Here is a 12,261-nt window from a genome sequence, read left to right on the forward strand (position 1 = left end):
GTTTAAATAATTATTTATTATAATGGTGGGTGGTTATTTGGCTGTGTTTTAAATCAATTGTATGTTTTATACATATTTGTTTTTCTAAAAAATACTGAATATAACTGTTATTATTTGAAGAGGGCTTATTGTGCGGACTTATGCATACTTCAGAATTGATGAATTCTCAATGGATGAATTTAATTATGCTGACTATATTCTTGGGTATGGTTATGAAATACCGAAAAATAGGCTTGTATTTGAACAGGTGAAAATAGGTATACCTTTAGAATTTAGGCATAAGCTTATAAATTTGATTAATTACACACTGGAAAGCGGAGATCTTTTATTAATAGATGGAATAGATTCTTTGGGTAGTGATTTCAAAGAAATATATTCGAGTGTCAATTTTATTTTTAAAAAGGGAATACGTTTAGTCTGTTTGGAATTTTCAAAGAAAGAGATTAAAGGAGACATAAAAAAGATTTTTTTTCATTTTCTAAAAATCTGTTCTGACTTCGATGGAAAACTTCAATCGAATAGAAAGATTGGTAACAAGAATATAAACAAAGTCGGTCGGCCAGAAATTTTGAATAAAGCCCAGAAAGATGAGGTTTTAGAAAAGTTTAAAAATGGTCAAAGTGTCTATTCTTTAGCTAAGCAGTATTCAGTTACAAGAACAGTCATTCAAAGACTACTTTCAAAATCATCAGACCACGTTATTGGTGAGGATTAAATGACTATGAACGTTCAAATGAATAACAAGGCTAAAACAAGTAGATTGGTTGTTGCAAAACAAATGAGCAATCTGGATAAGATATTCGTTGTTCAACTCAAATATTGCCTAAATAATAAGTCGAGAATTGTTGATGATGCCAATGAAATTGAAATTAGCTCTGTAAACGGATTGATTGATTATGAAATTCACAAAATCGAACATGAGGAAAAGAAAATCATTTTTTTATATGGTTCTAGTCCATATGTTATAGATTTAAGCCGTTAATGGTTTAATTAATTTTATTTACGGTCATAAGTTAAAAGCTAAGTGTTTTTAGGTTTGAGGTTGTGATTGATTGTTTTAAAATTTATTCGGATTTTTGTAGATAGCTAAACAAAAACATTCAAAATACTTTCTAATAAATATTTTAGGGTTTAAGATTTTTATTTTGGCTGATTTAAGTTTTTATAATTCTTTATTGAATTTAAAAAATCACGTCAACTATGCAAGAATTTTAATCTTTTATATAAAGTGATTTTTTTATAAGTTTTTTATTTGAAAGCTTAGTTGTCTTAATGTTATATTTAAGCGTGTTGAGCTAAAATTTATTTTAAAATCAGGTCGGAATTACATTTAATTAATTTTTAAATTTAAAATACTAAAAATAATTAACTTTCAATTATTCTGAAATAATTTTACTTATCTGAATTTATGTTGAATAGGAGTAAAAATCATTTTAAAAAGATCAGTATAAGCTATTGATAATATATTTAAATAGCATCTGCTACTGCTTTAAATATTTGAAATGAAGTTTTGGGTAAAGAAATATTATTTGTTTAAAACGACATGAAATGTCGCTTTAAATAATAAAATAGATTAGAAATATTGAGATTTTCAATTAAATTGTTTCTATAAAAACTTTATGACCACTAATAATATGGAACAACTTAACCCATCAGACTTAAAAGCCATTCTTCATTCAAAAAGAGCAAATCTTTATTATTTAGAACATGCACGGGTGATGCAAAAAGATGGCCGTGTTTTATATCTAACTGAAGCAAAAAGTGAAAATCAGTATTGGAATATTCCCATTGCCAATACGACTGTGATTTTGTTGGGAACTGGAACGTCGATCACTCAGGCTGCAATGCGAATGCTCTGTAGCGCAGGTGTTTTGGTTGGTTTTTGTGGTGGTGGGGGTACACCATTATTTTCAGGCAGTGAAGTGGAGTGGTTAACGCCACAAAGTGAATATCGTCCAACTGAATATATGCAAGGCTGGATGAGCTTTTGGTTTGATGAAACGAAACGTTTAGATGTGGCAAAACAGTTTCAGGTTGCGCGGGTTGAATATATTCGTAAAGTTTGGGCAAAAGATCGGGACTTACAGGCAGAAGGATTTTATTTAGATGATCAGGATATTCAGCTGGCTTTGACTGGTTTTGAAAAGAAGATTCCCAATATGAGCAAAGTTGGCGATTTACTTCTTGCAGAAGCTCAGACCACCAAGCAGCTTTATAAAATCGCTGCAACACGTTGTAAACTCAAATTTGAACGAAATGCTGAATATGGTGATTTAGCCAATGACTTCCTTAATCATGGTAATTATTTGGCCTATGGTTTGGCTGCAACCACACTTTGGGTCTTAGGCATTAGTCATTCATTTGCAGTGATGCATGGTAAAACTCGACGCGGTGCTTTGGTTTTTGATATTGCTGATTTAATCAAAGATGCAGTGGTACTGCCATGGGCATTTATTTGTGCCAAAGAAGGTTTTAAGGAGCAAGACTTTAGAGCCTTGTTATTACAGAAATTTACCGAGCACAAGTGTCTGGATTGGATGTTTGATCAGGTGAAATTGCAAGCTTGTAAAAATCATGATGACGAGGATGAGGCATTATGATTGTAACCTTCATTTCCCAATGCGAAAAGAAAGCTCTTTCTCGAACGCGTCGTGTACTGGATGCATTTGCCGACCGAATTGGTGATAACACTTGGCAAACGGTGATTACCGAAGATGGTTTAATTGCAGTTAAAAAGCTGCTTAGAAAAACAGTGACTAAAAATACAGCGGTGTCTTGTCATTGGATTCGAGGGCGACGTCGAAGTGAGTTGTTGTGGATTGTTGGGAATAGAAATAAGTTTAATAGTGAAGGCATAGTGCCTGTAAACACGACCAAGAAAAGCCTTGCTCAAAATAAATGGGAAAATGACTGGCATTATTTGCCTTTAATTAAAGCACTAGTGGCTGTGTCTGCCTTATTACATGATTGGGGTAAGGCAACGGTTTTATTTCAAAAAAAATTATTGGAAAAAAATAATCAGTTTAAAGGTGATCCCTTACGGCATGAGTGGATTTCATGTCTATTGCTAAATGCTTTAGTGCATTCGTCTGGCAATATTGAGTCTGATGACGCATGGCTAAAATTATTGATACAACAAAGTTGGGATGAAGAACTTCTCAAGCAAACCATTAGTAAAAATTCAGATCAATCTAAAGTTTTAGATCAACTTCCACCTTTAGCACAGTTGGTTGCATGGTTGATTATATCGCATCATCGTTTACCTGCGTTAAAAGAAGAACAACGACGCAAAGATTATGCTGAACTGAACAAAGAAACGGTTACAAGTTTATTTAAAAGCATAAAAGCAGACTGGGGTTATCAAAATAAATTTGATGAAGATGATTACAGGCAACGATTAAAGCTTTGTTTTGAGTTTGATCAAGGGTTATTAAGTCAGTCTATTGAATGGACAAAGCAAATTAAAAAATGGTCAGCACGTTTATTACAAGCGTCTGATGTCACAGAACAAATTTTTGCAGATGGCAGTTGGCGAGTCATTTTACATCATGCCCGATTGTGTCTCATGTTAGGTGATCACTATTATTCATCGTGCAATGCCGATAAAAATTGGAAAACAAATTTATTGTTGAGAGCAAATACTGATCCAAAAACTAAACAGGCCAAACAATTTTTAGATGAGCATCTTGTTCGGGTGAGCGACAATGCTATGCGAGTTGCACAATCATTAAGTCGTTTGGCAGATGAGATGGAGCCAGCTTATGATATCCAAAAATTAAGAAAGAAGAGTCCTCAAGGTTTTGAATGGCAAGACCAAGCTGTAAAGGGAATTCAGCAATTTATTCAAAAAAATGAAAGTGCTGCAAATCAAGGCTGGTTTATTGTCAACATGGCGAGTACTGGTAAAGGTAAGACCATTGCCAACGCCAAAATTATGCAAGCCTTGTCTAAAGATGCTCAATCATTACGTTATATTCTGGCTTTAGGACTAAGGACATTAACCTTACAAACGAGCGATTCTTATCGCCAAGATATTGGTTTAAGCCATGATGAGCTTGCGGTTTTAATTGGTTCAAAAGCCGTTCAGGAATTGCATCATAAAAATACAAATGAACGTCATCAAGATGAATTTTATACTGTAGAAGAAATAGGTTCAGAATCATTAGAAGCTTTATTGGACAATGAATTGAATTATGAATCTATGCCACAAGCAGACTTTATGAATGCATTATTTCCACAACATCAGGAGGAACGAAATAAAGCCTTTTTATATAAGCCAGTTTTAGTATGTACGATAGACCATATTATGGCTGCTACAGAAACCAAACGTGGCGGAAAATATATTTTACCAAGTTTAAGGCTTTCATCTTCCGATCTGGTGATTGATGAAGTCGATGATTTTAATGGTCAGGACTTAATTGCAATAGCTCGGCTTATACATTTAGTTGGGATGTTAGGTCGAAAAGTAATGATTTCTTCAGCAACGATTCCACCTGCTTTAGCTGAAGGTTTTTTTAATGCATATCAGCAAGGTTGGGCTTTGTACTGTGCATTTAAGAAATTAAAGAATACCGATACAGTTTCGATGTGGGTTGATGAGTTTAAAACACAAATTCAAACGATAGATTTGGCTCAGCAAAAAGAGGCAATACAACAATATAAAAATGCACATGATCGCTTTGTAGACATTCGTGCAGCTGCATTAAGTAAACAAATAATTAAGCATAAAGCTTATCTTATTGATTGCTCAGATCTTGTTGCAGAAAAAGAAATCCAGCGTATAGATCAAAGTTTACAAGCTGAATATTTTAAACGGATTCAACAGAATGTTGAACATTTACACCATGACCATCACAGTATAGATGTTAAAACTGGAAAAAAAGTTTCTTTCGGTGTCATACGGGTTGCCAATATTTCCCCATGTGTTGCTTTAACTCGATCTTTGCTTAAGACCGAATGGTCACAAGATATTATGCCTCGTGTGATGGCATACCATAGCCGTCAAGTTTTATTGTTACGCAGTAAACAAGAACAACATTTAGATCATATTTTAAAACGTAAAGAAAAAGCAGGAGAACAAGCAGCTGCATTTTCAGATGAGGTGATTCGTCAACATTTAGATTCGACGACTGGTGAAAATGTCATTTTTATCTTGGTTGCCACACCTGTGGAAGAGGTGGGGCGAGATCATGACTTTGATTGGGCAATTGTTGAACCCTCTTCTTATCGCTCGATTATCCAATTGTCAGGACGAGTTTTACGACATCGCAAACGAGATGTAGACATTCAAAAACCAAACATTGCCTTATTGCAATATAACTTAAAAGGCTTGCACCGAGCTAAAGTTGCCTTTGAGAAACCTGGCTTTGAAGTTAATTCTGCTAAAGGAAACTTTATATTAGAAACAAAAAATTTATCAGAATTGATTGATACTGAACATTTACAGCAAATTAATGCCATTCCAAGAATCAAAGCAAATCAGCCACTACAATCCATAAAAAAATTGGCAGATTTAGAGCATGCTGTTATGGCAGATGCCTTAACTTCATATAACAAAGTCGGGGCAAAACCACTCAATGCTTGGTTAACTCAAAAATGGTTTTTAACAGCTTTGCCTCAGCAATTTAATCCGTTTAGGCAAAGTTCAGCCAATATTCAGCTTTTCGCAATCTGGAAAAATCACAAGCTTATATTTTGTGAAAAAGATGATTTTGGGGGGTATATTGATCGAAGTGGTTTATACAAGATTCGCGAGATTGACTATTCTAAATTGAGTGAATTAGAACAACAACGATTATGGTTGAATCGAGATTATCACGACATCTTACGTCGTTTAGCACTTGATAAATTTCCTGAAAATGAAGATATTGAGGAAAAGATAGAAAGATTATCAGAGCGTTATGGGGAGATTATGCTGCCCGAATATGACGAAGATAAGCAACTTATATATTCAGAACAGTTTGGACTTGTTGTTTTAGATCAATAATTAAAGAGGGAAGCATGACAGAACATATTCATCATTTTTTAAATGAACGAAAAGATCTTTGGTTGAAATACCGTTTAAAAAAAGCAGAAAGTGAAACTGTAATTGCAGAATTACAACGTCAAGCAGATGATAAATTTAGTTTGAAAGTGTGGTTACCTGACGCAGCAAAACGTGTTGCGCAGCTTTTTATGGTCAGTCATCCAAGTAAATTTAGTCATCCAAGCGCAAAAACGTCAAGTGTTATTGCTCAAGCGAAACAGCAGAATGATGGTTACTTACGTAGCGGAAATGTGAACTATTCATTCGATGTATTTGGTAATGCTGCTGCAATGGACGTATTTAAATTTTTATCTTTACCGCTGACAGAAAAACTTACGGTATTAGAAGGTTTTGAACAACAAGATGAAGATTTAAAAAAGCTGCTTATGGATGATAATTTAGATTTTGAGTCATTCAGCGCAGCATTTTTAAAAATAAAGGCAACAGATACATCAGTAAAAACCGATCACTTAGTGAAGCAGGTTTATTTTCCCATTGATCAGGACGAATACCATTTATTGTCGATCTTAACACCATCAGGATTGGTGACTAGATTAAAGCAAACAATAGATGAAATACGTTTTTCAGAGGCAACTAAACAAGCCAAAGAATTTCGTAAGAAAAATGAGCATCATACAGAGGGATACGCCGATATTTATGAGCTTACAGTAACTGCGTATGGCGGTACACAACCTCAAAATGTCAGTGTTTTAAATAGTCAAAATGCAGGGCGAGCTTATTTGTTATCTAGTTGCCCACCTGTTTTTGAAAAGCGTAAAGTCAAACTGCCTAATAAAGACTTTTTTAAACAGTGCCTTTATCGGAAAAATTTTACTAGTGAATTTAATGAGTTGAAAAAATATATTCATGCTGGTGATAAAGAGCTAAGTATAAATAATAGACACACCCGCAAAAAAATAAAAAGGCTATTGCAACAAATTATTCAAGAAATTTTATTCAATGCATTTTGTATTCGTAAAAATTTAAGAGGTTGGACCGAAAGGGAAAATTATCAGAATTTAATTTTAGAGCAAAAGATTTGGCTTGATGATTTGAATTTTGAGAAAAGAGAAATCGAGAGTGAGTGGCGTGATGAAATTGCTCGAAGGATAGCGAAATGGATATTAGATAGTTACGAAGATTTTTTAGGTTCAAAAATGTTTGGTAGTCCTGAACTTATAGAATTAAAAACTATTGTTGTCGAAGCGTTAAATGAAGATAAGGAGTATTTTTAATGCGTCATTTTTTATTGATTCCTCATTTAAAGCTTCACAATGCCAATGCAATGAGTAGTCCTTATACCATTGGATTTCCAGCGATGACGGCTTGGCTGGGCGCAGTCCATGCCTTGCAGCGTAAGTTAAAAAGTAAAAACTATGACATTTCTTTAAACAAAGTGGCGGTGAGTTGTCATGACTTTAATTTGCAAACCTATAAAGGGCGAGGAGATTTTGTTCATTCGATCGTAGCTACAGCGAATCCTTTAGATAAAGATGGTAGTAGACCCGCTTTTATTGAAGAAGCACGTTGTCATTTGGAGGTGTCTCTTTTAATTGAATGTCAAAGTATAGATCCAGATGAAAAAGAACAATTTTTAGAGGATGTTTATAAGCTTATTTGTAGTATGAAGTTTGCCAGTGGAGATGTTTTAGATGTTAAAAACTGCCAAATACTGCAATTTGATGAAGAAGAACATCAGGATCGGGAATTAAAGCCAATTTTAAATAAATTGATGCTTGGACATGTGCTGATTGAGTGTCGAGATTTAGTGATCGAAAGTATGAATGAAGGTAAAGATGCTTTGGATGCTGTTTTAGATTATTTAAAAGTCACACACAGTTCTGAGGTTGATGATGACGATAAAGTGACATGGGCATCAAAGCGTAAAATGAGACGGTGGTTAGTTCCAATTGCCGTAGGCTTTCAGGGGATTTCTAATTTGGGGTTGGCGAAAAATCAACGTGATGTCAGTACACCACATCGTTTTGCTGAAAGTGTTCTTACATTAGGCGAATTTGTAATGCCTTATCGTATAGAACATATTGATCAATTGTTATGGCAATATCATGTTGACTTAGAAAACAATTTATATCTTTGCGAAAACATCACAACAAACTAATTTGATATCAAAAAGAGGAAAAACTCATGGCTAAAAATGAAAAAGCGGTTGCAAGTGTGCTCGCATTTGAAAAGAAACTTGTCCCATCTGATGGTTATCTCTATGGTACGAGTTGGGAGAAACGGACTGAACAAACAGCATTAAAACTAATCGAAAAATCAGTGCGAGGGACAATTTCAAATCGCTTAAAACCCGCTGTAGCAAGTGATCCATTAAAATTAAATGCAGAAGTTGAAAAGGCAAATTTACAAAAAGTAGATGCATGTGCTTTAGGTGAAAATCAAGATACTCTAAAAGTTTCATTCACACTTAAAGTTTTAGGTGGTGTTGAAAATCCATCTGCTTGTAATAACGAAAGTTTTTTAAATTCATATCAAGCTGCTGCTAAAAATTATATTGAGCAATATGGCTTTAACGAGCTTGCTAAACGTTATGCATTAAATATAGCAAATGCGCGTTTTTTATGGCGTAACCGTGTAGGCGCTGAAAAAGTTGAAGTTGTTGTAACGATTAATGATCAACCTGCGATTACATTTAATGCATTAGCATATCCATTAAATAATTTTGATCAAGCGGATGAAAAAGTACAAGTTTTAGCAGATCAGATTGCACAGGCGTTAAAAGGTGAAACACCTTATTTATTGATTAAAGTTGATGCTTATGCACTGGTGGGTAAAGCTCAGCAAGTTTATCCAAGTGAAGAGTTAGTACTAGATAAAGGTAAGGGAGACAAAAGTAAAATTCTTTATCAGGTTAATGATGTTGCAGCAATGCATTCTCAAAAAATAGGGAATGCATTGCGTACTATTGATACGTGGTACCCTGAATTTGATGAGAAAAAAATGGCAATTGCAATTGAGCCATATGGAGCCGTAACCAATCTTGGAAAAGCTTACCGTACACCAAAAGACAAAAAAGACTTTTTTACCTTATTCGATAAATATGCTTTAGGTGAATCTTTAGAGAATACAGAGCAAGAACATTATGTTATGGCTGTTTTAGTTCGTGGTGGTGTATTTGGTCAAAGTGCTAAGGACTAATAATGAAATGTTATCAAGAAATCACACTGATTGATCAGGCTGAGATTTCGCCATATTTTCTTTGGTCAAAAATCTATACCCAGCTGCATATCGCTTTTGCTGAACAGACAGATGAGCAGCAAAAGATCCCTTTCGGTGTATCTTTTCCTCAATATGTTTACGAGAAGATAGAAGGCAAGAAATCTCGTATTGGTATTGGTAAAAAAATACGCGTATTTGCCCAATCAGAAGTAGCACTGGAAACATTGAATATAAGAAAATGGTTAGATCGGTTTCCTGATTATGTGCATATCACAGGTGTGCGGCCCGTTCCTGAAAAAGTAATGGGTTACGCAGTTTATAAACGTAAACAAGTTAAAACCAACGCTGAGCGTTTGGCACGCCATCGAGTGAAAAGAGGGGATATCAACTTTGACGAAGCATTGAGTCGTTATCTTCAAGTGGTGACGACAACTGATTTACCTTATGTTCAGATGCTAAGTTTAAGTACATCGGATGAACAAGATAAAAAGCGCTTTAAGCTATTTATAGAAAAGCAGATCACTGAAAAATCTGAAACTCAGGTTTTTAGTACGTATGGGTTAAGTTCTGTGTCTACAGTACCCGAATTTTAACCCAATATTTTTTCACTCTTTAACAGTTTAATAAAATCAATAAGTTATGATTGTGGGTTAAAACTTTGGTCTTTTATAGGTTTTTAGTCTTAACTCACTGTTATAACTTTATTTTTTGTTTTAAAATTATAGTTCACTGCCGCATAGGCAGCTTAGAAAATCGAGTTGATTGCTGCATTGCATAGCGTTGGGTTCACTGCCGCATAGGCAGCTTAGAAATGTCTGCCGTTTATAATTCTGTTGCATCTGAGGTTCACTGCCGCATAGGCAGCTTAGAAAAAAGGTAATAGATATAAAGCATTAGGCAATTCGTTCACTGCCGCATAGGCAGCTTAGAAAATTTCAGTAGGTTGCTCACTGATTACATAAGGGTTCACTGCCGCATAGGCAGCTTAGAAAAATTGCAATCTGTTCTCATGGCGGTCATGCAAGTTCACTGCCGCATAGGCAGCTTAGAAAATACTCAAGCCCTCAATAATCAAACTGAAAACGTTCACTGCCGCATAGGCAGCTTAGAAATAATTTCGATAATGGTGATGCGTTTGTATTGCGTTCACTGCCGCATAGGCAGCTTAGAAATCATCAACATTTTCGCCAAATGCTTTACTAGAGTTCACTGCCGCATAGGCAGCTTAGAAATATTTAGTTCAACACTGGATCACAAACGCGGGGTTCACTGCCGCATAGGCAGCTTAGAAAATATTGGCGTTTTGTATCTATACGAAAGCCTGGTTCACTGCCGCATAGGCAGCTTAGAAAGAATGACTGACTTGACCACCCAGACCAAATGTGTTCACTGCCGCATAGGCAGCTTAGAAAGCAGATTCAAGATAGAAATACATGCGCTTGGTGTTCACTGCCGCATAGGCAGCTTAGAAATCTGCATCGGTTAAAGCCCCCAAGCCTCTCATGTTCACTGCCGCATAGGCAGCTTAGAAATGTTTGCTCTTTAAGTTTGTATGATAAATTTAGTTCACTGCCGCATAGGCAGCTTAGAAAAATTTTTTCAACTCGACAACTGCACTGATCAAGTTCACTGCCGCATAGGCAGCTTAGAAATGTTTTGAATATTGAGACTGGACGTATGTATTGTTCACTGCCGCATAGGCAGCTTAGAAAATTTGGTGTATCAAAAGCAATACCATCCGATTGTTCACTGCCGCATAGGCAGCTTAGAAAATAGGCTCAAGACGACAATACTTCCAACCTAAGTTCACTGCCGCATAGGCAGCTTAGAAATTGGCTGGGTAGTGATTCGAGGTACTACAGAAGTTCACTGCCGAGTAGGCAGCTTAGAAAAATCGTGCGGTGGATGTTCAAAGTTTGGGAAAGTTCACTGCCGAGTAGGCAGCTTAGAAATTAGTAAATGGATTGAGCTTGTATTGATTAGCGTTCACTGCCGAGCAGGCAGCTTAGAAAGTTACCATTGTCTGTAAAAACCAGTTTATTACGTTCACTGCCGAGCAGGCAGCTTAGAAATTATCAAGTAATATTTTCAACAGATGCAAGTTGTTCACTGCCGAGTAGGCAGCTTAGAAATATACAGAACGAACGACCTTTACCGTTAGGACGTTCACTGCCGCATAGGCAGCTTAGAAAAAACAGGTATTTTCCATTCGATCTTTTGAATCGTTCACTGCCGAGTAGGTAGCTTAGAAATGTTGGATATTTATCATCGCATCGACTTGGGTTGTTTACTAGCAGAGGTTTAGCTAACTTAGCTTCTGTAAACTACAATGAACTTGATTGAGAAGATATTAATAAATGTCCAGTTATTTTAGATGTTCTAGAATATCAATCCGACGAGTAATTAATTTGATTTTGGGGGAGCAATAGCCCAAGCTATAGAGGGCTTTATGGATACAAGATTCACCATGACTATTAAAAATTGGACTCCACCAATCTCATTAGAAATTAAGCAATTACGCATTGCTAATGATTTAACACAAGCTAAGGCTGCTCATTTATGCAGGATCGGTTTAAAAACTTATCAAAAATGGGAATCTGGTGATGCAAGTCCAAGCCAGTCAGCATGGACTATTTATCAATTCGAATTACAGGCTAAGAAATTAGGTTTTTTTTCACTCGAGCATTTGGTTGAAGACGTTGAAAATAACCTGAATAAATAGGTTAAAGAGTTTGAGACGGTAATCGCACTGTCTGACGTAATTAAGTAAAAATAGGTATTAATATAATCTTTAAAAGCGCTGCAAATGAGTGTTTGAAAAAAATCGTACTGCTCGTTGATTATTTCCAAAATATTTAATCACTTTATTGTTAATAAGTATTGTGGACTTAACCAATCACTATCAATCATAGATGTAATGCTGTCATACAAAGATCATTGCCACAAGCAACCTAGAAAACACAAGTACATCAAATCATTTTTACAGCAATATTTACTGCCACATAGGCAGCTTAGAAAATAAAGATTGGCAGCAACAAAAAATCTTGTTTAGTTGA

The 12,261-nt window shown here is 35.4% G+C and carries 9 protein-coding genes and 1 CRISPR repeat array; all 9 genes read left to right on the plus strand.

Going from position 1 to position 12,261, the window contains the following annotated elements; translation table 11 throughout:
• Positions 1-130: 130 nt before the first annotated feature.
• Positions 131-715, plus strand: coding sequence for a recombinase family protein (locus AC07U8_RS05645; RefSeq protein WP_096733502.1), 585 nt, complete (start codon positions 131-133; stop codon positions 713-715).
• Between the two features lie 6 nt (positions 716-721).
• Complete coding sequence (locus AC07U8_RS05650; RefSeq protein ID WP_227548133.1) at positions 722-982, plus strand: hypothetical protein; 261 nt, start codon at positions 722-724, stop codon at positions 980-982.
• A gap of 652 nt (positions 983-1,634) precedes the next feature.
• Entirely contained in the window at positions 1,635-2,600 is a 966-nt protein-coding gene (cas1f, locus tag AC07U8_RS05655) for a type I-F CRISPR-associated endonuclease Cas1f (RefSeq protein ID WP_494738581.1), read from the plus strand.
• Positions 2,597-5,986, plus strand: a complete 3,390-nt coding sequence (gene cas3f, locus AC07U8_RS05660; protein ID WP_494737469.1) for a type I-F CRISPR-associated helicase Cas3f — start codon at positions 2,597-2,599, stop codon at positions 5,984-5,986. The genes cas1f and cas3f overlap by 4 nt, the downstream gene beginning before the upstream one ends.
• Positions 5,987-6,000: 14 nt before the next feature.
• Complete coding sequence (gene csy1, locus AC07U8_RS05665; protein WP_494737470.1) at positions 6,001-7,260, plus strand: type I-F CRISPR-associated protein Csy1; 1,260 nt, start codon at positions 6,001-6,003, stop codon at positions 7,258-7,260.
• Entirely contained in the window at positions 7,260-8,144 is an 885-nt protein-coding gene (gene csy2, locus AC07U8_RS05670) for a type I-F CRISPR-associated protein Csy2 (RefSeq protein WP_494737471.1), read from the plus strand. The genes csy1 and csy2 overlap by 1 nt, the downstream gene beginning before the upstream one ends.
• 26 nt (positions 8,145-8,170) lie before the next feature.
• On the plus strand, positions 8,171-9,184 hold the full coding sequence (gene csy3, locus AC07U8_RS05675; protein ID WP_494737472.1) for a type I-F CRISPR-associated protein Csy3: 1,014 nt from the start codon (positions 8,171-8,173) through the stop codon (positions 9,182-9,184).
• Between the two features lie 2 nt (positions 9,185-9,186).
• Positions 9,187-9,798: a type I-F CRISPR-associated endoribonuclease Cas6/Csy4 gene (gene cas6f / locus AC07U8_RS05680; protein ID WP_494737473.1), complete on the plus strand. Its 612-nt coding sequence runs from the start codon at positions 9,187-9,189 to the stop codon at positions 9,796-9,798.
• Positions 9,799-9,929: 131 nt separating this feature from the next.
• Positions 9,930-11,457: a CRISPR direct-repeat array (repeat unit 28 nt; unit sequence GTTCACTGCCGCATAGGCAGCTTAGAAA).
• A gap of 197 nt (positions 11,458-11,654) precedes the next feature.
• Positions 11,655-11,927, plus strand: a complete 273-nt coding sequence (locus tag AC07U8_RS05685; protein WP_494737474.1) for a helix-turn-helix domain-containing protein — start codon at positions 11,655-11,657, stop codon at positions 11,925-11,927.
• The last annotated feature ends 334 nt before the right edge of the window (positions 11,928-12,261 follow it).

The sequence above is a fragment of the Acinetobacter sp. GW821-FHT01E09 genome, assembly GCF_059422385.1.

Bases quoted from the DNA above. Each gene is read 5' to 3' on its own strand.
- AC07U8_RS05650 (WP_227548133.1), top strand. From the start codon at position 722: ATGAACGTTCAAATGAATAACAAGGCTAAAACAAGTAGATTGGTTGTT.
- cas1f (WP_494738581.1), top strand. From the start codon at position 1,635: ATGGAACAACTTAACCCATCAGACTTAAAAGCCATTCTTCATTCAAAA.
- cas3f (WP_494737469.1), top strand. From the start codon at position 2,597: ATGATTGTAACCTTCATTTCCCAATGCGAAAAGAAAGCTCTTTCTCGA.
- csy1 (WP_494737470.1), top strand. From the start codon at position 6,001: ATGACAGAACATATTCATCATTTTTTAAATGAACGAAAAGATCTTTGG.
- csy2 (WP_494737471.1), top strand. From the start codon at position 7,260: ATGCGTCATTTTTTATTGATTCCTCATTTAAAGCTTCACAATGCCAAT.
- csy3 (WP_494737472.1), top strand. From the start codon at position 8,171: ATGGCTAAAAATGAAAAAGCGGTTGCAAGTGTGCTCGCATTTGAAAAG.
- cas6f (WP_494737473.1), top strand. From the start codon at position 9,187: ATGAAATGTTATCAAGAAATCACACTGATTGATCAGGCTGAGATTTCG.
- AC07U8_RS05685 (WP_494737474.1), top strand. From the start codon at position 11,655: ATGGATACAAGATTCACCATGACTATTAAAAATTGGACTCCACCAATC.